We start from the raw sequence: 22,742 nt of genomic DNA on the forward strand, positions 1-22,742 counted from the left end.
CCGAGGGCTCTCTTTGAGTATAAGGCTAAATCCTTCCGTCATGCGGAAACTCGTCTAACAAGAAGGCGATTCAGGCTACGAAATAGGAGGTTCTTTTCGGGTTTATCTATTTCCTGACGAACAGGGCCAACATGGGAAGGCCGAGGAGGAGGGCCGCCGGAGCGAAGCCTACGGAGCATCCGCCGCCGCTCCCGAAGAGAGACCGTTCTTCCTCCGCGGTGGAGCTGTAGGAGTTGCTCACCCCGGTTACGACCGGGTAGGTTTCGGGGGTCTTCTCCTCCCAGCCGGAGGGCATGTCGAAGGTGACGGTGTATTCACCGGGATCGAGAGAGAGGCTCCGTCCCGAGGCATACCAAGTCGTTCCTCCGTCTACGCTCCAGCGAGCTCCGGCGTCGGCGGCATCTTTAGGGGTTATGGTTATCGTCAAGGACCCCTTCGCGGTGGTCCCCGTGACGGTTCCCAGCGCCTTCAGACACACGTTGGCGGTATCGTTAACCGACGTCATGTCCTCCCAGTATGTTCCGTTCGAGGAGAAGTAACTCTGGCCTGCCCTGGTGGAGGCCTTATCCGAGTACCCCTTCACAAGGCTCTCTGAAGCTATGGGATAGTCGTATCCAGGCGTTTTGACCTTGACCACGACGGAGAACTTGGTTCCGGCCTTTACCGAGACGGCGGAGGACAGGGGAACGGTATGATAACCCGGCTCCGGGAGGGTTCCAGTTTGGGACGATATGGCCGCGGTTCCCGTCGTCGGGCCACCGGTGACGCCGGTGTAGACAGATATCTCGTAGGTGTTGCCCACACCTCCGACGTAGAGGGAGACCGCCTTTATGTCGGTGTCCACCGTGGCGGTGAATACGTTGGCCATCCATGCGGTGTTGTCGACCATGCCGGCAGGTGAGTAGGAATCACACCATCCGAAGGGGTCGTACTGGTATACCCTGTCGTACCTGGCAGGATCGCCTCCTACGTAGGCGGCACCGGTGTCCAGTACTGCGTCCTCGTAAGACAGGTAGAAGTAGCCTCCGTCGCCCCAGCTGGAGCCCCATGAGTTTTTCACTATCCAGGCTCCGTCGGAGGACGGCTGGTTGGCCGGATTGAAGTTGGTCCTGGAGTAGCTGTCGTCCCAGCCGACCACCGTGACGGCGTGATTGGCCGACCCCACTGAAAGCCCGTCGGGGTTGCCAGAGGGGATATAGGACGCGTAGGTGGAGGGGTTATAGTAGGAAGAGTCGTCCCAGTTTCCACCCTGAGGGTCTCCGGCGTACATTCCCACCGACACGGCCCCGTGGTCCATGAGGGCGGTCTTTATGTTCTCCACGCTGGCCTTCTGATATCTGGTTGAACTGTCGTAATAGAAGTAGTAGACGTCCCTGAGAGCCCTGGACACGGGAGCGTCGGAGCTGGGGGCGGTCGAACCGTAGGGTGCGTCCGCCTCGTTTACCGCTCCGGTTCCACGGGCCAGCAGGGCTATGGCTCTGAAGTCGTCTCCGCCGTTGTCCATAATGCCGGGGAAGTCGGAGGCGGTGTAGTTTCCGAATCCCACCAGCTCGGAGGACTGATCGACGTAGCCGTAATAGGCTATGAACTGCTCGGCGTAGTCCGGACTGACTACCCCGGCCTTTAGGGCGATGGACTCCATGGAGGCCATGGCGCTGAAGGTCCAGCAGGCTCCGTAGGGGCTCTGGTCTCTAACAGGGGAGACCAGACCAAGTGTTCTAAGGTCGTAGCTTACCGGAAAGGACGGAGCGGTTTTTCCGTCCGACCGAAGCACCGATACCCCGGCCAGGTGGCTGAGGTCTACCGGAGAGGGTATACGCCCTCCTAACACAGCTCCGGAACCGGCTCCATCGTTGTTTTTCTGGTGTATGCGCTCCATGTAACTTTCGAAAGCGGGATTCAACGGAGCCATTTCGGCCCATCCCGCCGCCGCGACCAACGTTACGATCACGGCACACAGAAGGATCTTTCCCCAATTCTTCATGTATCCACTCCCTTTTCTCGTTCTCTTCGAATAACTCTCGTCACCTTAAAGACGAAGGGCCTCCGACATCGGAAGAGGCCCTCCTTCCTCATTTAACAACGACACCTAGGAAAGTGTCAAGAAAAATACGACATCTCGCCTGGTCACCACGGTTCATTTACCATATCGACCTCTAATTCTTCGAGGCAAGGAACGTCGGTAGACTTGGCTTCGGCGATCGATACGCAAAGCGATAATTATAAAACGCTCGTCCTCTATATCACAGATTACACGTATATCTCCGATTCGATACCGCCAGTAACCTCTAAAATTACCCGTCAAGGCCCGTCCCCGATCACGAGGGGTCTCCAATGTGAGGAGTTCGTCCAGATAGCTCCCTACTCGTTTACGATCTTCATTAGATAGGGCTTCAAGTTCCTTTCGCGCTTTTGACGAGAGCTCAATCGTCCAGGCCAAGACGGGACCTCACGTCCTCCCATCTATGGGTCTTAAAGTTATCTGCCGCCCAATCTTTATATCCCGCTTCGGCGGCCTCTATGTCTTCAAGATCCTCCAGGTACTGGATCAATCCTTCCCGGACGTAAAAACTTTTGCTTCTGCCTTCACGGGCCGCCCGTTCGGAAAGCATACGGTTTAACTCTTCATCGAGCTTTACGGTGATCACGCTTTTCATCTACGACACCTCCAAGTCATCCGTGGTATTACCTATACTACCACGGCGATATATCCTTGAATAGGCTCGTCACCAGGTAGCCACGGTTCCGTCCGCTCTGGGCTCTGTGGCTCCCACCAGGCTACCTTTGTCGGTTTTCAGTATTATCTGTCCTCTGCCGAAAGAGTCCGGTTCGAGGACCACCGTTATGTGGTGACCCATCCGGGAGAGGGCCCTAGCCATGTCGGACGGGAAGGATTGCTCCACCGAGACGTCCAGCCCGCCGGTCCACTGCCATCTGGGGGCGTCAAGAGCCTCCTGAGGGTTCATCCCCCTCCGGACCAGGTTGGTTACGACCTGAAGGTGCCCCTGAGGCTGCATGTAGCCTCCCATTACACCGAAGGGCCCCAGGGGTTCGCCGCCCTTCGTGAGAAAGCCGGGAATTATGGTGTGGTAGGGCCTTTTTCCCGGCATGATCTCGTTGGGATGGCCCGGCTCCATCGAGAAGCCCAGCCCCCTGTTGTTTAGGGCTATTCCCGTTCCGGGGACGACGACGCCGGAACCGAAGCCGGTGTAGTTGCTCTGTATCATGGAGACCATGTTGCCGAAACCGTCGGCCGTCGCCAGGTAGACGGTGCCGCCCGAGTGGGGATCGCCGGGCTCGGGCCGAGCGGCCCTGTCTCCCAGCAGGCGACGCCGTTCGGCAAGATAGCCGTCGGATAGCAGACGATCCACCGGGACATCCGCCATGTGGGGGTCGCATATGTAGCGGTGTCCGTCAGCGAAGGCCAGCTTCAGGGCCTCTATGGAGCGGTGGACCGACTCGGGCGAGTTAGGATCGGAGGATTCCAGGCCCTCCAGTATCCCCAGGGCCATCAGGGCGACCATGCCCTGGCCGTTCGGCGGCAGTTCCCATACGGTAAGGCCTCCGTAGTCCACGGAAAGGGGCTCCACCCATTCGGGAGAGTATCCCTCCAGGTCCTCGGAGGCGAGGAGACCGCCTGTTTCGGAGGCGAAGGTCACGATTTTATCGGCCAGCTCGCCTCGGTAAAGGTCTCTGCCGTCTGAACTGGCTATCAGCTCCAAGGTTCTGCCGTGGTGCACCAGACGGACGATATCTCCCGGCTCGGGGGTTTTTCCGTCGAACACGAAGGTATCTTTCCACGGCGAAAGGGCGGGGTCGCCGGAGGTTCCGTATTTTTCCAGGGCCAATCTCCAGTTTTTCGACACTGTGGGAGGCACGGCCACGCCCTGTTTCGCCAGATCCACCGCCGGGGCCAGAACCTCCGATAGGGGCAGACGGCCCATCCTCTTGGACATGGCCGCCCAGGTTGCGACGGCTCCGGGAACACATACGGGAAGCCACCCCATAGAGGGCAACCGGGAAAGTCCCTTCCTATTTAATAGGTCTCTCGTCAGGGCCCTGGGGGAAGGTCCGCTGCCGTTTATGCCGTAGAGCCTTCCGTCTTTGCATATTATGGCGAAGGCGTCGCTGCCCAGGCCGTTGCTGGTGGGCTCCACCACCGTCAAGGCCGCAGCTGTGGCGATTGCCGCGTCGACTGCGTTTCCCCCTTTTTTGAGTGTATCCAGACCGGCCTGGGCGGCCTGAGGGTGGGAGGTAGCCACCATTCCACGGGAACCATAGACCAGAGCCCGTCTGGACGGATATCTGTAGCGCTGAGGATCGAAAGTCTTCATTCCTTATCTCCCTCCTTGTCTCAATCTCCGACTTCATCTTTCATTATACGATGGAGGCAGAATATCGATAGGAAATCGTAAGGTTTTTGTCTTACAATAGCCCAAAGGGGTGATGGACATGAACAAGGGTTACCTTTCGTCGGTGACGTTGAAAAACCTGACCGCCTTCTCCTCCGTCACGGGACGTTTTTCGCCGGGACTGAACGTGCTGGTGGGAGAGGGAGGTTCGGGTAAGTCTCACATGATGAAGTTTCTCTACGGAGCCTGCGAGGCTTCGCTGGGCCAGAGGAGTTTTCCCGAGAAACTGACCAGGCTGTTCATGCCCCTGGGCGGACGTATCGGACGTCTGGTGCGGCGGGGAGAGGAGCTCTCCTCCGGTGCCATAGAGATCAGGAAGACGAGAGACGGCGGAGAGGACCACATTCTATGTTCCTTCGACGATAGCACGGATAGCCCCGGCGAGGTGGAGATGGTGGGAGAGAGGGAGTGGCTGGCCCACCCCCTCGAGAGCGTTTTTCTGCCCGTTAAGGAGATGCTGGTCCACGCTCCGAACTTCACGGCGCTTCATCGGGCGGGACGGCTGGCCTTCGACGATACCTATGCCGACGTAATAGAGAGGGCGATGGCCCAACCGGCCGCACCTCTGGACGAGGATATGGCGGAGCTGGCCCTGGATCTGGAGCGGCGTATAGGCGGCCAGGTGGTGGAGAGAGAGGGAGGCTTTTTCCTTCAGTCCGAATACGACGACCTGGAGTTCCCCCTGATGGCGGAGGGGCTCAGAAAGCTCGGCGTTCTCTGGAGGCTGATACGAAACGGAACCCTTACGGGAGGGAGCGTCCTCTTCTGGGACGAGCCGGAGGCGAACGTAAATCCGTCAGCCATAGGGCCGATGATGGAGGTCGTCCTGGCGATACAGAGAAGGGGGGTCCAGGTTTTTCTGGCCACCCACGATTACGTGGTGCTCAAGGAGCTGGACCTCAGGTCGAAGGAGGAAGACGACGTCCGTTTCCACGCCCTGTTCCGAAACGGCAGGGGGATAGACATTTCCTCCACGGAGGATTATCCGTCGCTTCACCCCAACGTAATCTCCCAGGTATTCATGGACCTCTACCACAGGGACGCCACCAGGGCCCTTCTGGAATCGGAGGGGGGAGAAAGTTGAGCTGGACCAGGGAGAAGGAGCTGTTCCTAAACCTCTCGGCGGCGGAGAGCTGGATAAAGCTGGACGAGCCGGGAGAGGCCCGTCCCATAGGAATGGCTCTGGTGGACTTCGTCATAGTGGAAAGGGAACGGACCATAATGGTGGAGGTGAAGGATCCGTCGGACCAGGGTGCCCCGGAGAGGGAGAGGCATTCCTTCGTGAGACGACTTTCGGGAGACGAGTATCTGGCGGGAAGGCTGATCCCCAAGGCCAGGGACAGCTACTGCTACCTGCACCTCATGGGACTGGATGATAAGCCCATCCTTTTCGTGCTTCTTCTGGGTCTGGAGAGGACCCCTGTGGAGGCGGCCCAGCTTCTGGCCACCAAGGAGAGGATCCTCTCCAAGCTGAGATGGGAATCCGACCGGCCCTGGAGCCATCCCTACGTGAAGGACTGCGCCGTTGTGACGGTGGACGGCTGGAGGCGCTATCTGCCGAAATACCCCATAAAGAGGTGCGCCCCTAGAGGACGATGACCCCGTAGGCCACGGCGGCCAGTATCAAGAGGGGGTCGGGTATCCTGCGCAGGCGGGTCTGTAGCCACAGGAAGAGGCAGAAGAGCCAGACACACTGCAACCCCGACGATATAGCCGATTGTCCCGGGAAGGAGGCTACGGTATGAAAGGTGGTCTCCATAAAGGAGATGAAGACCGACAGGAATATGGCCATGAGAACGGGAAGGATAAACTTGGTCATGGCCTTCATACCCGGAGATCTCTTTATCCTGTCGAGACAGGAGAAGGCGACCAGCGAGTTCGTGACCGCCGGGAGCACCATGGCGACCACCAGGATGGCCCCTCCCGCCGACGCCCAAAGCCAAAGGGGACCGGAATAGGCTGTTCCCGAATCGGCCACCCTCCGCACCATGTCCCAGCCGGAGACGGCGGAGAGCTTGGATATTATGGGAGACGGCAGGGCGTTTACTATAGCTATGTATTGCATGAGTCTTTCCTTGGTGTAGAGGAATATCTGAGACGACGGCCCGGCCAGAAGCCCTATGGCAAGTGGGATGAACACCGGCCCGCCTCCGAAGGTCATGAGTCCGGTAAAGGTCATCCCGGCCAGCAGTGCCAGATAGGCGGAGGATCGAAGAAGGGGACAGAACATCACCAACGGCACGCAGACCGCCAGAACCACCGCCCAGATCCGCCCGAGGTCTCCTAGAACCGGACGTAGCCCAGCCTCGCCGGTCGAGTCTGGAAGCCCGTTTTCCGCAGGGGTGGTCCAAAGCCCGACGGCCCCGGCTACCAGAAGCCCCAGCACCACCGACCATTCCAGGTAATCCGGAACGGTCATGCTCAACGTCGAAACGAGGTCGCTGTGGACGAAAAGCAGAGTCGCAACCGGCACCACCATGATGTAGCAGAACCACCTGGGCCAGGGAGCAGCCGAGGTGATCGCCAGGGAGATCATGGCCAATATGACGAAGCCGTTGTCCACCCCCAGGTAGAGAAGAGCCAGACATACCAGAGAGAACAGCACCGTCCTGACGGGACCTATGGCCTCCGACCCCTGACGGTAGAACTTGAGCATCAGCCGACAGAGCATGGCCGACACCAGGGGGAACACGGCCACGGTGCTCCTCTTCAGGAGCAACATCTTGTCGGCGCTCTCCCCCACGGCGGAGAAGATCCAGGATATGAGGACCACAACCAGCACAGCCATGGGGACCACCAGAGCGGAGACGGCCGCAAGCATTCCGCCGATCCCCGCCGCCCTGTAGCCTATGACCGCCGACATCTGAGGGGCCGCCGGCCCCGGCAGGGTGTTCGACAACGCCAGTACGTCGTTGAAGGTGCCGTCGTCCACCCAGCCGTATCTATCGACAGCCTCTTTATGTATTGCCGGGGCTATGGCGGCCCCTCCTCCGAATCCCAGAAAACCGGCCCTCAGAAAAGCCGCAAAAACCTTGAATAACAAAAACCTCGCCTCCTCGTTCGTCGATTATTCGTCTGTGACCCCGTGAAACACCGAGTATAGCACCGGCACGACTATGAGGGTCAGGAAGGTGCCGACGAAGAGGAGGCTCGTTAAAGGGCCGCGGCGGCTCCGGCCTTTATGGCCTTCGCCATGGTCTCCAGCGATTCGTCCGAGGCGGTCACTCCTATGCCGTAGACCACCGCCCTGGAGAGGATTCCCTCTGTGACCGCCATATCCTCCGGAAGATACTCGGGAGCGTCTATGCCCCGGGCCCTCGTCCTTTCGGCCCAGTCCCTCAGGGAATCCCAATGCCTGGCGTAGTGCCAGGTGTTGCCCGAGAGGATACCGCACCCCACTCCGGCCTCGCCGGAGGCGGCCTGGAATCTCTTCGCCGACTCTCCGTCCGGAAGGATGTAGACCAGCTGAGTGGCTATCTCACCATCCTGGTCCGCGAAGGACCGACGGACAAGGCCGGGGATGTCTCCCACCGATTTCAGGACTTTGGCCTTGTTCTCCCTGAGGGCCTTTACGGCCCCCGGCATTTTGTCCACCTGGACTAATCCGATGGCACCCTGGATCTCGCTCATCCTGAAGTTCATTCCCAGACCGCTTTTGCGCTCGGCGCCGCGATCGATCGATTTGTCGTGGACGTGACCGTGGTCGTGGGCGTATTCCATTGTCCGGTAAAGCTCCTCGTCGTCCGTGACCACGAGTCCTCCCTCTCCCACGGTGAGAAGCTTGTAGGGATCGAGGCTGTAGGGCCCCCAGGCTCCGATAGTTCCGACGTATCTGCCCTTGTAGGTGGCCCCCATGGCCTGGCACGAGTCCTCCAGGAGGGTCAGGCCGTGGGCGGAACATATTTTCGCTATTGGGTCCATGTCCGCCGCGGAGCCGAACATGTGGACCGGCATCACAGCCTTGGTCCTGTCGTCTATGAGGGGCTCGACAGACCGGGGATCCATGTTCAGGCTTTCATCCACGTCGGCGAAGACAGGCACGGCGCCGCACTCGGTTATGGCCTCCACCGTGGCTATGAAGGTGAAGGGAGAGGTGATTATCCGGTCTCCCGGCTCTATTCCCATGGCCTTGAGTCCGACGTAAAGGGCGGCAGTTCCACTGCTGACCGCGAGGCAGAAGCGGGATCCGACCATTTCGGCCACGGCGTTCTCGAACTCCTCAACCCTGTATATGCCGTCACGGCAGTCGTTGAAGGAGTAGCGATGGACCATCTTTCTGCCGATGACGTCCGCTACCGCGTCTATTTCTCTGTGATCGAAAAGCTCGAAACCGGGCATTTAAAAGGCCTCCTCGTAGATAGATATGACTTGCTCCAGAGTTATGTCCCTGGGGTTGTTCTCCATAGGTCTGGCGACGGCCATGGCCCTTTTCGCCATGTCTTCGAAGTTCTCCGGGGCTATGCCGACCTCCAGCTCTCTCAGGTTCGTCGGCAGATCCAGGTCGTGGACCAGCTCGTCCAGCCTATCGGCACAGTCGACGGCCCTGTCGAAGAGCCCCTCCGAGTAGTTAGTTCCGCCCAGGAGTTCCGCGGCCCTGGCGAATTTCTCCGGCGCCGCCATGGCGTTGAAACGAACCACATAGGGAAGGAGCAGTGCGTTGGAAAGACCGTGCCCCACCCCGAAGACCGCGCCCAGAGGGTAGGCCATGGAGTGGCAGGCGGTGACTCCGGCGTTGGCCAGGGCGACCCCTCCGAAGAGAGCGGCAAGCATCATCTCGCTCCTGGCCTCGATATCGTTCCCATTCAAGGCTGCGACCCTGAGGTATCTGCCGATCCTGGCTATTGCAGCCTCGGCCATCGTATCGCTGAAGGGAGATGCCTGGCGGCTGGTGTAGGCCTCCAGGGCGTGGGCCAGGGCGTCCATGCCGGTCTCGGTTGTGACCTTTTTGGGCATGGATAGGGTGAGCTCCGGGTCCAACAGACTACAGTCCGGATATAGGTAGTCCGAGTTTATTCCGCCCTTGACTCCGTCGCTCTTGCGAATCAACACGGCGGTAAAGGTGACCTCCGAACCGGTTCCGGCGGTTGTCGGTATGGTTATCTTGGGGATGCCGGGCTTCTCGACCAGACCCAGTCCCTGATAGGCCCCGGCGGAGCCCTCGTTGGTGGCCAGGACGCTGACCGCCTTGGCAACGTCCATAGAGCTTCCTCCTCCCAGCCCCACGACGAGGTCGCATCCTGTGGCCTTGAGCCGGTCCGCCGCCAGGTCTACCGTCTCCACCGACGGCTCGGGCTCCACTTGGGAGAACGTCTCTACGGAAAGGCCCGCCTCCTCCAGATAGGAGGTTATACGTTCAGCCGTTCCTATGGAGACCATGGTCTCGTCGGTCACCAACATGACCTTGGAGGCTCCTAGAGCCTTCGCCTTTTCTCCTACCGTAGCCGACACTCCGGCACCGAAGGAGATCCTTCCAGCCATGAACATATCGAAATTCATTCGTCCTCTACCTCCTGAAGATATCTCTCTAGGGACTTTACGTCCTCCATGGTGTCTATCTCTATAGTGTCCCTGTAGGTCTCCACGCACCTGATGGGGTATCCCCTCTCGAGGACCCGGAGCATCTCCAGGCTCTCTGAGCGCTCCAGTTCGGTCTGATCCCAGCTGGAAAAACGCAACAGAAAGTCTCTCCTATATGCGTAGGGCCCTATGTGCTTATAGCAGGCAGCCTCTCCTACTCTGCGGTACGGTATAGGGGAACGACTGAAATATAGGGCGTTTCCCCTTTTATCGAAGACCATCTTCACTATGTCGGGCGAGTCGATCTCCTCGGGCCGCTCTATCCTCTTGGCCAGCACGGCGAGGGGCACCGAGGGATCGCTCTTAAGGGCTTCCATCAGGGGATCCACCATCTCCGGACCGACCAGGGGGTCGTCTCCCTGGATGTTCAGCACGTATCTGGACTCTATTCGCTCCGCCACGTAGGCCACCCGATCCCCTCCGGATGGAAGGTCCTTCGGAGTCATCATGGCCTCTCCTCCCCAGTCCTCGACGACCGAGGCGATCCTATCGTCGTCGGTGGCCACCAGGGTCCTGTCCACGCCACGGCACCTCAGAGCGTTGCGAAGCACCCTGATCACCAGAGGGACCCCTCCTATTTCCATCAAGGGCTTGGCCGGAAGCCTCGTGCTGCCGTACCGAGCGGGTATCACCGCCAGGGTCTCGATCAAGTCTTTCACCTCCATCTTTTTTCCTTTCACGTAGAAGTATCACAGACTAGGGGCGATAGTGGCACGAATAAAACGTTTGAGATGGGTTACAATGACTCGGTAGGGAGAGAAATTACGTTGAAGAAGGAGCGAGGATTATGATAGAGAAAGTCGACCTGAATAATTTTGGCCCTCTGAAACACCTGCATTGGCCCGATCTAGGAAAGATAAACCTGGTCATAGGCGAAAACGGCAGGGGGAAGACCTTCCTCTTGAAGGCCCTTTACAGCGCCGTCCGCTCCATAGAGATGTCCGGACGAGGCGACGACAGACAGTCCTCACTGGCGGATCTGCTTGCCCGCAAACTACACTGGACGTTTCAGGCCGAAAAGATCGGCGATCTGGTGACGAAGGGAAGCGACGAAAAACTTCGGATGAGAGCCGTCATAGACGGGGACGAGCTGGAATATTCCTTCGGCAAGGACACCACCAAACAGATAACTAAGATAGGCTGGGAAGGCTCCTTCAGAAAGGACAATTCAATATTCATCCCGGCGAAGGAGCTCCTGTCCATCCATCACGTCGTTCTCAGGTCTAGAGAGGTAGACCAGGTTTTCGGTTTCGACGATACCTATTTCGATCTGGCCAAGGTCCTCTCGATAAAACCGACTAGGGGAAAAAACTTCACCGAATTCGCCCAATCTAGAGAAAACCTGAAAGGTCTATTGGGGGGACGGGTTGAATACGACGACGAGGCTCGACGCTGGTCGTTCAAGGTCGGCAACGAGAAGTTCGCCATAGGAACGACAGCGGAGGGGATAAAAAAGATAGCCATTTTGGACACCCTTTTGGGAAATCGTTATCTCTCTCCAGGATCGGTGGTCTTCATAGACGAGGTTGAGGCCGCCCTGCATCCTAAAGCCATATCTGATTTCTTGGATATCTTGGCCGTTTTGGCCGATCGAGGTATTCAGTTTTTTCTCGCAACCCATTCGTACTTCGTGCTTAAAAAGGCACTTCTGATGAGTAGAAAGAAGGAGATGTCGATTCCGGTCATGTCCATATCCGAATCCGACTGTAGCTCGGCAAACCTAATCGATGGCATGCCGGACAACCCGATAGTGAACGAATCCATCCAGCTGTATCAGGAACAGGTGGAAATGAGCCTATCATGACCGCCTCCAACGACACCCTGACGATAGAGGAATCGGGCATATCGTTTGGGCCTTTCGATCCGAAGCTCGTTTACCCGATAGAGAATAGCACCCTCTACGAGAAGACAAACCAAAAAACGGGAAAGTCCAAATAGCGGAGTTCATACTGCTTAAGGACGTGGATAAGTCGACATCGAAAGCCAGATTTATGTGGATGGTGGAGCCTAAATCCTCAAGCCCCGCCCCGAAGGACAAGACATCAAAAAGACTGGAAAACCCTTTTGAGGTTTACATGGAGAAGGTGACGAGTAAACTCAGCAATACCCTCCAGCTTTTGATCTCCGGGGCAATAGGACGGCACGGAGAAAGCTACGACGCCCCCTCTTTCTTTAAGAGACAGGATTACGGGGCGATAGAGATCAAGATAGTTTTAGTCATCAAAGACCATCCTCTGGAATGGCTCGAGCCCATCAGCGACAGTTTAAAGAAAAAACTAGCCCCTTTCACCCGGATATGGCGGGTAAAGAGTGAGAACGTGGTCGTCATCAACGAAGAGATGGCTAAAAAATTCGGTCTAGCGAGCTGAGTTCCTTAAGATTAAACTAAACAGGACGGTTACCCATTATTTGAGTAGCCGTCCTGGTATAACAACACTCTACATACAGTTCGGTATATGGCGGTTAGAGTCCCAAAATCAGAACGTCAGTTTCTTGAACTTCTCTATCTGTTCCTTTATGGCTACCTCGGTGGGCAGTCGCTCCATGCTGCTGGCTCCGTAGAAACCGTTGATGCCGGTGCATTTTTCTAGAACGTACTGGGCGTCGTCGGGCATGGCTATAGGACCTCCGTGACAAAGCACGATGACGTCCTCACGGACCTCTCTGGCGGCTGCGGCCCACTGGTCGATCAGCCCTACACAGTCGTCCAGGGTCTTGGAGGTCTTTGCGCCTATGGATCCCTTGGTGGTCAACCCCATGTGACAGACTATTATGTCCGCCCCGGCCTCGGTCATAGCCGCGGCGTCCTCGGCGCTGAACACGTAGGGAGTGGTCAGGAAGCCCGCCTGAGAGGCCTTACGGATAGCCTCCACCTCCAAGGCGTAGCCCATGCCGGTCTCCTCCAGGTTCTGGCGGAAGACGCCGTCTATGAGTCCTACGGTCGGAAAGTTCTGTACCCCTACGAACCCCAGCTCCTCCAGCTCACGGAAGAACATATCCCATATGACGAAGGGATCGGTGCCGTTGATGCCGGCCAAGACCGGGGTGGATCGAACCACCGGGAGAACCTCGTAGGCCATCTCCTTGACTATCTCGTTGGCGTTGCCGTAGGCCATGAGCCCCGCCAGGGAGCCTCGACCCGCCATGCGGTATCGTCCGGAGTTGTATATGACTATGAGGTCGATTCCTCCGGCCTCCTCCCACTTGGCGGAGATCCCCGTTCCAGCGCCACCTCCCACTATGGGCTTGCCCTCGGCGATCATGTTACGGAAATTTCTGATGAGCTCTTCCCTTTTCTCGACAAGTTTCACCGTAAAACCTCCTCTTTATTCGGATATTTCCCTAAAGTTATCCACAAGTGCCTGGGCGAACTCCCTGTCGTTGACGTGATAGGGAAGCCTCAGGAGTTTTTTGGCCTCGGTCTGGACGAAGGTATCCTCCAAGGCGGAGAAAAGCGCCTCATCCGCCTCCGGATCGTAGAAGGGCATTCCCGGGGCGTCTATCATGGAGACTCCCTTCTCTGGTAATAGGAAGCGGACCGGCCCGGTTAGGCGGTTGAGCTTTTCGCCTATCCATCTTCCCATGGTCCGGTTTTCCTCATCGGTTGTCCGCATCAAGGTTACCTGAGGATTGTGGACGTACAGGTTGCGCTCCGAGTATCTCTCCGGAACGGTGTCCATAGGACCGAAGTTGACCATGTCCTGGGCCCCTACGGAACCGACGTAGGGTATGCCGGTCCTTATGAAGGCACCCAGGCGATCCTCTCCGGCGGAGAGGACTCCTCCCATGAGGTGGTCGCATATCTCCGTCAAGGTGACGTCTATAACCGAGGTCATCATTCCCGAGTCGACCAGCTTCTCGAGCGACATGCCGCCCGTTCCGGTTGCGTGGAAGACCATGCATTCGTATTCGTCGCCTATTATCTCCCTTATGGTCTCGACGCAGGGGGTGGTGACCCCGAACATGGACAGCCCCAAGAGCGGTCTCTCTCCGGCGACCTCCGGAATAGGCCGAGTCATCATCCCCGCCAGGCCGTGAGCCGCGTTGCCTATGACCCTTCGGGAGATCGAGTTCAGACCTGCTATGTCGGTTACGGAATATACCATGCAGATGTCGTTGGGACCCACGTAGGGAGACACATCTCCCGATCCCATGGTGGAGACCATCATCCTGGGAGTTCCTATGGGCAGTACCCTCATACCCTGGGTGACCAGGGAGGTATTGCCGCTTCCTCCCATTCCCAACACCCCTCCGACGTCGTCCCGACTGAGCAGAAATCTTTCCAGAGCGACTCCCATGGCGGACACGGTTTTACCCCGATCGGTAGGATCTGCGAGAAAATCCGCTCCCTCCGGATGGAACGACGCTACCTCCCGATTCGTGATATCCACCGGAAAAGCGTGTTCCATGCTGCCGACGTCCACTAGAACGGTCTCGATTCCGGCCTGGTCTATCAACCTCCGGCCATAGTCAAGTTCGGCGAACTTGGTGTCGCAGGTACCGATGATGAAGGCTTTCTTCAATCTCTATCCCTCCTTCTACACATAGGAAACATGGCTGAATAAACGCAATGGACCTTTATATTCCACTATCATGATACCACCAAACCCGCCGGGGTCGTCCGAGGTAAACCATGACATTTCTTTACGGACCGAGAGTTCCTTTACGAGTATTATATGAGTCGAATACGGACAAGAGGAGATGATCCCTTCATGATCGATAGAGTGACCGGATATCTGATCGCCGCTCTGGCGACGGTGACGATAGCGACGGGGGCCGCATCGGCGGAGGCCAGGATACTTACGCTGGAGGACTGTCTCAAGATGGCCTCCACCCACCCGGATCTCATTTCCGCGGAGGGCGACCTGGACGCAGCCAGAGCCAGGGTATCCGGCTCCGGCTCCAGCTGGAGAACCACCATATCGGCCTCGGACCAGTACAGCCGCTCCGAGGGAGACGACGGAGGCCACTCCGGCTCGGTGGGGCTGACCCAGCGTATATTCGACTCAGGTCAGACCAGGCTCTCGGTACAGGCCAGCAGGGAGGGAATGATGTCCACCGAGGCCGACGGCATCTCCACCCTTCAGGGACTCAGATATTCCATAGTCGAGGCCTACTGCGACCTGCTGGACTCTCTGGAGGCCCGGTCGATCGCCGAGGAGATAGTCAAGCAGGACGTCAAGCATCTGGAGATAGCCAAGGGGTTCTACGACGTCGGGGAAAAGGCCCTGATAGACGTCACCCAGGCCAGGGTCAACCTGAGCAAGGCTCAGCTCGACCTGGTAAAGGCCCAACACGCCGTGGAGCTGGCTAGGCATCAGCTGAACCACTCGATGGGCCGTCCGGACATGGAGCCATACGAGATAGCGGACCTTGCTCCGGAACGCCGTCCGGTGGAGACCCTAGCCGAGGCCATATCGACGGCCATGGCGGAACATCCGGACCTCAAGTCCTACGGCCACTCTGTGGCCAAGGCCAAAAGCTCTCTGAAGCTGGCCGCCAGAGGGCTGTCCCCCACGATAAGCGCGACCGGAGGCTTTTCCTGGAACGGAGACGCTCCCTTCGAGGACGGGGAATGGTCCGTAAGCGTCAAGGGGACCGTTCCCATATCGGACGGAGGCCAGACCGCGGCGGATACCGACGAGGCCAGAGGAAACCTCAAGTCCGCCAAGGCGAAGGCAGAGTCGGAGCGTCAGAAGGTGGAGCTGGCTGTTAGAAAGGCCTGGCTGGCACTGGACGAGGCGGACCAGAGCGTGATGGTGGCAAAAGAGACGGTGAAACAGGCCGAGGCCAACCTGAAGCTGGCCAACGGACGGTACGAGGTGGGAGAGGGAAGCCCAACCGAGGTGGCCGATGCAGTGACGACCTACGGAGAGGCGAGGCTCTCCCTCTCTCAATCCAGATACGACAGGGAGACAGCTCTGGCCGCTCTGAAACAGGCCATGGGAAGGATGTAGGATCATGAAGAAGCTATTTGCACTGATTCTGATCGCGACGATCGGAGCGGGGATCTGGTGGTATCGGGGCGACGGAGAAAAGCAGAGGATTTCCTACAGGACCGAGTCGCTTCGAAGGGGCGACATGGTGAAGACGGTGTCCGCCACCGGGACGCTGGAGGCGATAAACACCGTTCTGGTCGGAAGCCAGGTGTCGGGCAACCTCTCGGAGGTGCTGGTGGACTACAACGACGAGGTGACCAAGGGACAGCTCCTGGCCAGGATAGACCCCACTCTGTTTCAGGCGAACGTGGACAAGGCAGAAGCGGCGCTTCTGACCGCCCAGGCCGACCTGGCCGAGGGCAAAGCCTCTCTGGCACACGCAAACAGGGCCCTGGCGAGAAAGAAAGAGCTGGTAGGGCGGAACCTTATAGCCAAGGTGGATCTGGACGACGCGGAGCTCTCGGTTGCGACGGCCAGGGCCACTCTGAGGGCTCTGGAGGGCAAGGTAGCCCAGGCCAGGGCGGCACTGAGCAGTTCAGAGATAGATCTGGCCCACACGGAGATAGTGTCCCCCATAAACGGGGTGGTGACTGCCAAGGAGGTGGACGAGGGACAGACGGTGGCGGCCAGTTTGTCCGCCCCGGAACTCTTCACCATAGCGGAGGACCTGAGACGCATGAGGGTCGAGGCCGACATAGACGAGGCCGACATCGGATCGGTGAAGGAAGGTCAGGACGTCTCCTTCACCGTGGACGCCTACCCAAACAGAACCTTCTCCGGCAAGGTGGACAGGATAAGGCTGGCTCCTACGGAGACGGACAACGTCGTCACCTACACGGTGGAGATAGGGGTCTCCAACGACGACCTGTCCCTCTACCCCGGCATGACGGCGGAGGTGGCGGTGGTGACGGACCGTCGAGAGGACGTGCTCATGGCCCCGTCCGCCGCCCTCAGGGTGGATATACCAACACAGGAAGGAGAGCCCCACGGCGGATCCCTCAACGGCAACGGGATCCTATTCACACTGTCCGGCGACAGTCCCGTTCCCATACCGGTGAAGACCGGTCTGGCCGAGAACAGATGGGTTCAGGTTTCCGGAGAGGTGTCCGAGGAGACCCAGGTGGTGGTCGAGGTATCCTCCGACGGATCGTCGGAGAAGAAGGGGGGCGGACTCTTTGGACCAAGCCCTGGTAGACGTCCGTGATCTGCGGAAAAGCTACGTCCTTGGAAGCCAGGAGGTCCACGCCCTTCAGGGGGTCAGCTTCGAGATAGACCGGGGCGAGTTCGCCGCCATAATGGGGCCCTCCGGCTCGGGAAAGTCCACCATGATGAACATGCTGGGATGTCTGGACGTGCCCACATCAGGAAGCTACGTTCTGGACGGCAGGGACGTTGCGGAGATGAAGCCGGACGAGCTGGCTCACGTCAGGCGTGACTCCATAGGCTTCGTCTTCCAGGGCTTCAACCTGCTCTCACGAACCAGCGCCCTGGAGAATGTGGAGCTGCCCATGGTCTACGCCGGGGTGTCCCCTTCGGAACGCCACAGGAGGGCCGCCGAGTCGCTGGACCTGGTGGGACTGGGAGACAGGATGGATCACATGCCGCACCAGATGTCCGGAGGACAGCAGCAGAGGGTGGCCATAGCCAGGGCCCTGGTAAACCGGGCTCCTCTGATACTGGCCGACGAGCCCACGGGGAACCTGGACAGCGCCAACAGCGAGGAGATAATGAGGCTTTTCAGGACCCTCAACGACGAGCAGGGGATCACGGTAATACTGATAACCCACGAGCCCGACATGGCGGTGTTCGCTAGGAGGGTGATAACCTTCAGAGACGGCAGACTCGTCGAGGACAGGAGGCAGGAATCGTGATATCCCCTATCCAGACCGCCCATATAGCCACCAAGGCCCTGTGGGCCAACAAGATGAGGTCAGCCCTGACCGTGCTGGGCATAGTGATAGGCGTGGTGGCGGTGATCATAATGTTCGCCGTAGGGACGGGGGCCAGGGAGGAGATATCGGCAAAGATGAACTCCCTGGGGAGCAACATGCTCTTCATACGACCCGACGTGTTCCGTACCGGAGGGGTTCGGTCCGGCTCGGTCCAGACGCTGAACGTCAAGGACGCCGAGGCGATAGGGATCGAGTGTCCCTCTGTGACGGCGGTGGCCCCTGTGGTGAACTTCTCCGCCCAGGTGGTACAGGGCAACACGAACTGGTCCACCAGGATAACCGGGACCACCGGTCCGTTCCTCACGGTCAAGGACTGGGAGATCGAGGACGGACGGAACTTCACCTCCACCGAGGAGAGAGGGGCCGCCAAGGTGTGCCTTCTCGGAGAGACCGTGGCGGACGAGCTTTTCGGTTCGGCTGACCCCATAGGTGCGTCGGTCCGAATAGGGAAGGTTCCCTTCAATGTGATAGGCCTGCTGAAGAGCAAGGGAGAGTCCATGATGGGAGACGAGGACGACATAGTCCTGGTTCCCTTCACCACCGCCAGGAAGAGGCTGTCCCCCTCCAGGACACCCGGTCGGGTGGGGTCGATATTCGTGAAATCGTCCTCTCCCGAAAGGCTCAACGCCGCCCAGAATGAGATAGAGGCGCTGCTCCGGCAGAGGCACAGGATAAAGGAGGGCGAAGAGGACGATTTCAGGGTGCAGAACGTCACTCAGATGGTCGAGGCTACCAAGTCCGCCACGGGTGTTATGACCATGCTATTAACCGCTGTGGCGTCTGTCTCTCTTTTGGTGGGAGGCATAGGTATAATGAATATAATGCTGGTCTCCGTCACCGAGAGGACCAGGGAGGTAGGCATACGGATGGCGGTAGGAGCCACCGCCACGGACATAAGGATCCAGTTCATGACGGAGGCGCTGCTTCTGTCTCTGATAGGCGGTCTGGTAGGGGTTGCCCTGGGCTGGGGAGGGGCCCTCTCCATAACCAAGGTCACCGGCTGGAACACCTCCGTGCCGGTCTTCGCGGTGGTTCTGGCTGTAGGGGTGTCCGCCGCGACGGGGATGTTCTTCGGCTACTACCCGGCGGCCAAGGCAGCAAGGCTGAACCCCATAGACGCTCTGAGACACGAATAAAACCAGCTCCGTAGAAAAGGAAGGGAGGTCCATGTCATGACGCTCGACCGAGATGAAAAAGACGGCGATACCGCCCATGGAAAAATCGCCGTCGGCCAGGTATGGACCAAAAGCCTGATCTCCGTCTCGAAAATTCCCGGCGTGGACTTCACGGTGAACCCCTACGTGGGATGCCCCCACAAATGTATATACTGCTACGCCGAGTTCATAAAGCAGCACACCGACCACACCGAGGATTGGGGCGACTTCGTGGACCTCAAGAGGTGTCACGCCAGGCTCCCCTACAAGAAGATGCAGGGAAAGACCGTGGTGATGTGTTCCTCCACCGACGGCTACAACCCGCTGGAACTTCGCTTCGAGGCCACCAGAGAGATACTGGAGGACATGGTCTTCAGCCAGTGCGATTTCGACCTTATGATACTGACCAAGGGATACGCGGTGGTCCGAGACATAGATCTGCTTTTGAAGCTGAAGGCCAAGGTGGGAATCTCGATGAACTCTCTGGACGAATCGTTCAGAGTTAAGGCGGAGCCCAGGGCCTCCTCGGTAAGGAAAAGACTGGAGGCCCTCAGGCTGCTGAGAGAGGCGGGGCTCGAGACCTGGATCTTCATGTCCCCCATCTTTCCGGGAATAACCGACTTCAGGGCGGTGATCGATGCGACCAGACCCTGGACCTGCGAGTACGGTTTCGAGAACCTGAAGTTGAACGGCCCCTTCAGGCCCAGGGTGCTGGAGATGATACGGAGGGAATATCCCGAACTGATCCCGCTGTATCGCCGAATCTTCGTGGAAAAAGACTACGGCTACTGGGACGAGCTCTCATGGGAGATCCGCTCCCACTGCAGAAAACTGGGACTCAGGTTCGGGGTGTATTTCTGAAAACCATAAAACACATCGGATTTTTTCGTCAGTAAAACGACCTACACGGCGCACTCCCAGTCCTGCGCCTTCTCCTGGGCCTCCCACAATTCGCTGTAGAGACCACCCTTTTTGAGCAGATCGTCGTGTTTTCCCGTCTCAACTATCCTGCCGTCCTTCAACACCACTATTCTGTCGGCGTTTCGGATCGTCTTGAGATGATGGGCTATTACCACCACCGTCTTGCTGGCGGTCAGGTTGTCTATAGCCCTCTGTATCTTGACCTCGTTTATCGGGTCCAGGCCGCTTGTCATCTCGTCCAGAATCACCAGAGGAGCGTCCCTGAGCAGTGCCCGGGCTATGGAGATCCTCTGTCTCTGTCCACCGGAGAGACCCACTCCGTTCTCCCCCACCGGGGTATCGTAGCCCTTGGGCAGTCCAGCTATGAAGTCGTGTATCATGGCCTTCTTGGCGGCCTCTACGACTTCCTCCCTAGAGGCGTTTCTTCTGCCTATCCGGATGTTCTCGAAGATGGTGTCCTCGAAGAGAATCACGTTCTGCATCACGACGCTGACGTTGGACAGAAAGTCGTCGTAGTCGATTTCCCTTATGTCCACTCCTCCCGCCAGTATCCGACCCTTCCTCACGTCCCAGAACCGGAGGATGAGGTTGGCGATGGTGCTCTTACCCCCTCCGGACGGACCTACCAGGGCGATCAGAGAGTTGCCCTCCACGTCCAGGTCCACGTTCTTTAACTCGAAGTCCTCCTTGCCGTAGGAAAAGTCGACATTTTGAAAACGAAGGTCCATGCCGACGGGGCTTTTTCTACGGGATGCCGGTTTTATGGTGGGAGCGTTCAGCACCTTGGAGATTCTGCCGTAACTGTCCTTTCCCTTTATGAAATTGATCCAGTAGTTCTCAAGCTCCGCAAAGGGCCGGTAGAACTCTCGGCTGAGGACGACGAACAGGATGTAGTCGAAGACCTCCGCCTTGCCTCCGAAGACCAGCAGGGCCCCCACCGTCACCATAACGCCGTAGGACAGGTCCAAAAAGAGAAAATATCTGCCCATATATCCTGCAACCGATCGGGATATGGCTTTGCTGCTTTCGCCGAATTTCAACATGCTATTTCCGAGCTTCTTCTCGAAGGACGAGCTTGCACCGAAGGCCTTAACCAGAGGGATCCCCTTGGTGTACTCGACGAAGAGACTGACCATGTCGGCCAGGTCGTTCTGGGTCTCTTTCTGCAATCTGCCGCTGGACTCGATACCGGAATACATCACGAACAAAGCGACGGGGATCAGTGACACCATGGCCAACCCCATTCTCCAGTCCACGTAGAAGAGTCCGCCTCCCACGATCGCCGCTACGACGATGCTGCTGACCGTCTTGGACCAGAAGTGGACCACCACCGGCTGAAGGTTCCCCACGTCTTTCTGGATAACCGTGTTAAGCTCTCCTATTCTTTCATCTGTGTAGAACCCAAGATAGATCCTCTTCATGGTGCGGATGAGCCTCTCCCTGACTGTCGCGACCGTGTCGAAACCGGCCTGATGCTGGGCTATCTCCGCCACCAGGTTGGCGACTCCCTTGGCCACGAACAACCCGACGAGCTCGAAGGCGAAACGCCACAAATCCAAGGGCATTCCCATGCCTACCTGTCTGAGTCCGTCCAGGGCTGCCATGGTTATCCCCACGTTTAAAAGGGATCCCACTGTGAAGGACGCCATGGCCAGCGACATACACAGTTTAGACTCCCCGGTCAGATCCTTTATCAAAGCCGCTAACATGCCTTCGCCTCCTCTTTCAATCTCCACCGATCAGCATCGATCCGGGAGTCGAACATCTCCCGGTAGAGACGGCTGGTCTTCAGCAGATCGTCGTGGGAGCCTCTGCACTCCACTCTGCCGTCCTCCATCACAACTATCGAATCGGCGTTCCTGATGGCCTTCAGGTTATGGGCTATTACTATGACCGTTTTCTCCTTCGTCAGGCTGTCCAAGGCCATCTGAATAAGGTGTTCGTTGTAAGGATCTATGGCGGCGGTGGCCTCGTCCAGGATGACGATGGGGGTGTCCTTCAATATCATTCTGGCGATGGAAATCCTCTGCTTCTCCCCGCCGGACAGCCTGGATCCTCCCTCTGCTAAATAGAAAAGTAATCACATAAGGAATACCCCCTTGTCGTAGAGTCAGAGGGGGTATTCACCGCAGAAATCAGGAACGAACTTTTTCTCTCACCCATTTACTGGAGATATCGCAGAGGTAGGGGACCATCTCGGCAAGCCAATCGGGAACTTCTTCCAGATGCCTTTTCAGAGGAAGCAGATCATCGGCAAAGATAGGCTCGGCTCCCTCTACCGCCGTGCCCTGTTGAGCTCCTACAACGCCTTTGGAGGAAAACTCTATGCTGTTATTCCTTCGTTCTTCGTGTTTGCCGAAGTTCAACCGCTTTTCCAGAAGTTTTTCGTGCAGAGGAGCGTCGAAGGTGGCCTCCATGGACACCCATTCATCCGAAAGTCGAACCTCCGGATAGGTGTGCAGGAAGCTATCGGGCCACAGTTTATAGGCTCCCGGATGAAGAAGATCCTCCAAGGCCTCCTTCCGAACCTCCATGAAGTGCAGTCTGGATGGGATACCCGCGGCTTTCGCCATATCCTTCAGGAGAACCGCCTTGTTCATGCAGGAACCACGACCCATCGTAAGGACCTCATCGGAGGACACCAGCATTCCGGACATCATGTCGAAGACTATCTCGTCTCTCACGAAAAGATATATTTTTTCCATCTTCTCGATGTCCGTAGAGCAATCCTTCACCAAATTCTCCGTTATAGTAGTTACCTTGTTCAAGATAAAAACCCCTTTCTTT

Annotated in this window: 22 protein-coding genes; 9 read left to right on the top strand and 13 right to left on the bottom strand. The window is 57.8% G+C overall.

The genetic code is table 11. The annotated features are described in order from the left end of the window. Window positions 1-106 precede the first annotated feature (106 nt). From DPEP_RS04215 to DPEP_RS04225, 4 genes are all read right to left on the bottom strand, one after another. Complete coding sequence (locus DPEP_RS04215) at window positions 107-1,984, bottom strand: C1 family peptidase (RefSeq protein WP_005659879.1); 1,878 nt, start codon at window positions 1,982-1,984, stop codon at window positions 107-109. 153 nt (window positions 1,985-2,137) lie between these two features. Beyond that, window positions 2,138-2,440, bottom strand: coding sequence for a type II toxin-antitoxin system RelE family toxin (locus DPEP_RS13035; RefSeq protein WP_083797517.1), 303 nt, complete (start codon window positions 2,438-2,440; stop codon window positions 2,138-2,140). Continuing rightward, window positions 2,424-2,657, bottom strand: a complete 234-nt coding sequence (gene relB / locus DPEP_RS04220) for a type II toxin-antitoxin system RelB family antitoxin (RefSeq protein ID WP_005659881.1) — start codon at window positions 2,655-2,657, stop codon at window positions 2,424-2,426. Before relB ends, DPEP_RS13035 begins: the two co-directional genes overlap by 17 nt. A 69-nt stretch (window positions 2,658-2,726) precedes the next feature. Beyond that, a complete protein-coding gene (locus DPEP_RS04225; RefSeq protein ID WP_005659883.1) occupies window positions 2,727-4,334 on the bottom strand; it encodes a gamma-glutamyltransferase family protein in 1,608 nt (535 codons plus the stop codon). Window positions 4,335-4,452: 118 nt separating this feature from the next. Here DPEP_RS04225 and DPEP_RS04230 point away from each other — a divergent pair, with 118 nt between their 5' ends. Together DPEP_RS04230 and DPEP_RS04235 are read left to right on the top strand one after the other, a co-directional pair. After that, window positions 4,453-5,496: an AAA family ATPase gene (locus DPEP_RS04230; protein ID WP_005659885.1), complete on the top strand. Its 1,044-nt coding sequence runs from the start codon at window positions 4,453-4,455 to the stop codon at window positions 5,494-5,496. Then, complete coding sequence (locus tag DPEP_RS04235) at window positions 5,493-6,011, top strand: hypothetical protein (protein ID WP_005659887.1); 519 nt, start codon at window positions 5,493-5,495, stop codon at window positions 6,009-6,011. The genes DPEP_RS04230 and DPEP_RS04235 overlap by 4 nt, the downstream gene beginning before the upstream one ends. Here the strand turns inward: DPEP_RS04235 and DPEP_RS12695 are convergent. From DPEP_RS12695 to kdsB, 4 genes are all read right to left on the bottom strand, one after another. Continuing rightward, on the bottom strand, window positions 5,998-7,455 hold the full coding sequence (locus DPEP_RS12695; RefSeq protein WP_005659889.1) for a chromate transporter: 1,458 nt from the start codon (window positions 7,453-7,455) through the stop codon (window positions 5,998-6,000). The two genes, DPEP_RS04235 and DPEP_RS12695, sit on opposite strands and share 14 nt — an antisense overlap. 110 nt (window positions 7,456-7,565) lie before the next feature. Then, window positions 7,566-8,750 carry a DegT/DnrJ/EryC1/StrS family aminotransferase gene (locus DPEP_RS04245; RefSeq protein WP_005659891.1) on the bottom strand — a complete coding sequence of 395 codons (1,185 nt, stop codon included), beginning with the start codon at window positions 8,748-8,750 and terminating at the stop codon, window positions 7,566-7,568. Then, window positions 8,751-9,908: an iron-containing alcohol dehydrogenase gene (locus DPEP_RS04250; protein ID WP_005659893.1), complete on the bottom strand. Its 1,158-nt coding sequence runs from the start codon at window positions 9,906-9,908 to the stop codon at window positions 8,751-8,753. It abuts the gene before it with no gap. After that, window positions 9,905-10,639 (bottom strand): 3-deoxy-manno-octulosonate cytidylyltransferase, encoded by a 735-nt coding sequence (gene kdsB, locus DPEP_RS04255; RefSeq protein ID WP_005659894.1) that lies wholly within the window; start codon window positions 10,637-10,639, stop codon window positions 9,905-9,907. The genes DPEP_RS04250 and kdsB overlap by 4 nt, the downstream gene beginning before the upstream one ends. A gap of 137 nt (window positions 10,640-10,776) precedes the next feature. On the opposite strand from kdsB, the gene DPEP_RS04260 reads away from it, so the two are divergent. Then, window positions 10,777-11,793 carry an ATP-binding protein gene (locus DPEP_RS04260; RefSeq protein WP_005659896.1) on the top strand — a complete coding sequence of 339 codons (1,017 nt, stop codon included), beginning with the start codon at window positions 10,777-10,779 and terminating at the stop codon, window positions 11,791-11,793. 280 nt (window positions 11,794-12,073) lie between these two features. Next, window positions 12,074-12,358, top strand: coding sequence for a hypothetical protein (locus DPEP_RS04265; protein WP_156775071.1), 285 nt, complete (start codon window positions 12,074-12,076; stop codon window positions 12,356-12,358). A 108-nt stretch (window positions 12,359-12,466) separates the two neighbouring features. On the opposite strand, the gene DPEP_RS04270 is transcribed toward DPEP_RS04265, so the two are convergent. Continuing rightward, the gene (locus tag DPEP_RS04270) at window positions 12,467-13,300 is read right to left on the bottom strand and encodes a phosphoenolpyruvate hydrolase family protein (RefSeq protein ID WP_005659902.1); all 834 of its coding nucleotides are present in this window, start codon (window positions 13,298-13,300) and stop codon (window positions 12,467-12,469) included. Between the two features lie 15 nt (window positions 13,301-13,315). Beyond that, window positions 13,316-14,512 carry a Tm-1-like ATP-binding domain-containing protein gene (locus tag DPEP_RS04275; protein ID WP_005659904.1) on the bottom strand — a complete coding sequence of 399 codons (1,197 nt, stop codon included), beginning with the start codon at window positions 14,510-14,512 and terminating at the stop codon, window positions 13,316-13,318. Between the two features lie 189 nt (window positions 14,513-14,701). Between DPEP_RS04275 and DPEP_RS04280 the strand changes: the two genes are divergently transcribed. From DPEP_RS04280 to DPEP_RS04300, 5 genes are read left to right on the top strand one after another with little or no spacing between them, the layout of a single operon-like run. Then, complete coding sequence (locus DPEP_RS04280) at window positions 14,702-15,946, top strand: TolC family protein (protein WP_005659905.1); 1,245 nt, start codon at window positions 14,702-14,704, stop codon at window positions 15,944-15,946. 4 nt (window positions 15,947-15,950) lie between these two features. Beyond that, window positions 15,951-17,132, top strand: coding sequence for an efflux RND transporter periplasmic adaptor subunit (locus DPEP_RS13040; protein WP_005659907.1), 1,182 nt, complete (start codon window positions 15,951-15,953; stop codon window positions 17,130-17,132). Then, window positions 17,104-17,799: an ABC transporter ATP-binding protein gene (locus DPEP_RS04290; RefSeq protein WP_005659909.1), complete on the top strand. Its 696-nt coding sequence runs from the start codon at window positions 17,104-17,106 to the stop codon at window positions 17,797-17,799. Before DPEP_RS13040 ends, DPEP_RS04290 begins: the two co-directional genes overlap by 29 nt. Beyond that, a complete protein-coding gene (locus DPEP_RS04295) occupies window positions 17,796-19,016 on the top strand; it encodes an ABC transporter permease (protein ID WP_005659910.1) in 1,221 nt (406 codons plus the stop codon). Before DPEP_RS04290 ends, DPEP_RS04295 begins: the two co-directional genes overlap by 4 nt. A gap of 36 nt (window positions 19,017-19,052) precedes the next feature. Continuing rightward, on the top strand, window positions 19,053-19,895 hold the full coding sequence (locus tag DPEP_RS04300) for a radical SAM protein (protein WP_005659912.1): 843 nt from the start codon (window positions 19,053-19,055) through the stop codon (window positions 19,893-19,895). Window positions 19,896-19,936: 41 nt separating this feature from the next. On the opposite strand, the gene DPEP_RS04305 is transcribed toward DPEP_RS04300, so the two are convergent. The 3 genes from DPEP_RS04305 to DPEP_RS04315 form a co-directional block, all read right to left on the bottom strand. After that, window positions 19,937-21,664: an ABC transporter ATP-binding protein gene (locus DPEP_RS04305; RefSeq protein ID WP_005659914.1), complete on the bottom strand. Its 1,728-nt coding sequence runs from the start codon at window positions 21,662-21,664 to the stop codon at window positions 19,937-19,939. Beyond that, window positions 21,658-22,002 carry an ATP-binding cassette domain-containing protein gene (locus DPEP_RS04310; RefSeq protein WP_083797520.1) on the bottom strand — a complete coding sequence of 115 codons (345 nt, stop codon included), beginning with the start codon at window positions 22,000-22,002 and terminating at the stop codon, window positions 21,658-21,660. The genes DPEP_RS04305 and DPEP_RS04310 overlap by 7 nt, the downstream gene beginning before the upstream one ends. Window positions 22,003-22,090: 88 nt before the next feature. After that, window positions 22,091-22,723: a transglutaminase-like domain-containing protein gene (locus DPEP_RS04315; protein WP_005659918.1), complete on the bottom strand. Its 633-nt coding sequence runs from the start codon at window positions 22,721-22,723 to the stop codon at window positions 22,091-22,093. Window positions 22,724-22,742 lie beyond the last annotated feature (19 nt).

Origin of the sequence: Dethiosulfovibrio peptidovorans DSM 11002 (assembly GCF_000172975.1) — a bacterium.
In the GTDB taxonomy this organism is placed as follows: Bacteria; Synergistota; Synergistia; order Synergistales; family Dethiosulfovibrionaceae; genus Dethiosulfovibrio; species Dethiosulfovibrio peptidovorans.

Coding starts and splice junctions, on each gene's coding strand:
- DPEP_RS04215 (WP_005659879.1), bottom strand. CDS start 1,984: ATGAAGAATTGGGGAAAGATCCTTCTGTGTGCCGTGATCGTAACGTTG.
- relB (WP_005659881.1), bottom strand. CDS start 2,657: ATGAAAAGCGTGATCACCGTAAAGCTCGATGAAGAGTTAAACCGTATG.
- DPEP_RS04225 (WP_005659883.1), bottom strand. CDS start 4,334: ATGAAGACTTTCGATCCTCAGCGCTACAGATATCCGTCCAGACGGGCT.
- DPEP_RS04230 (WP_005659885.1), top strand. CDS start 4,453: ATGAACAAGGGTTACCTTTCGTCGGTGACGTTGAAAAACCTGACCGCC.
- DPEP_RS04245 (WP_005659891.1), bottom strand. CDS start 8,750: ATGCCCGGTTTCGAGCTTTTCGATCACAGAGAAATAGACGCGGTAGCG.
- DPEP_RS04250 (WP_005659893.1), bottom strand. CDS start 9,908: ATGAATTTCGATATGTTCATGGCTGGAAGGATCTCCTTCGGTGCCGGA.
- DPEP_RS04260 (WP_005659896.1), top strand. CDS start 10,777: ATGATAGAGAAAGTCGACCTGAATAATTTTGGCCCTCTGAAACACCTG.
- DPEP_RS04280 (WP_005659905.1), top strand. CDS start 14,702: ATGATCGATAGAGTGACCGGATATCTGATCGCCGCTCTGGCGACGGTG.
- DPEP_RS13040 (WP_005659907.1), top strand. CDS start 15,951: ATGAAGAAGCTATTTGCACTGATTCTGATCGCGACGATCGGAGCGGGG.
- DPEP_RS04300 (WP_005659912.1), top strand. CDS start 19,053: ATGACGCTCGACCGAGATGAAAAAGACGGCGATACCGCCCATGGAAAA.
- DPEP_RS04305 (WP_005659914.1), bottom strand. CDS start 21,664: ATGTTAGCGGCTTTGATAAAGGATCTGACCGGGGAGTCTAAACTGTGT.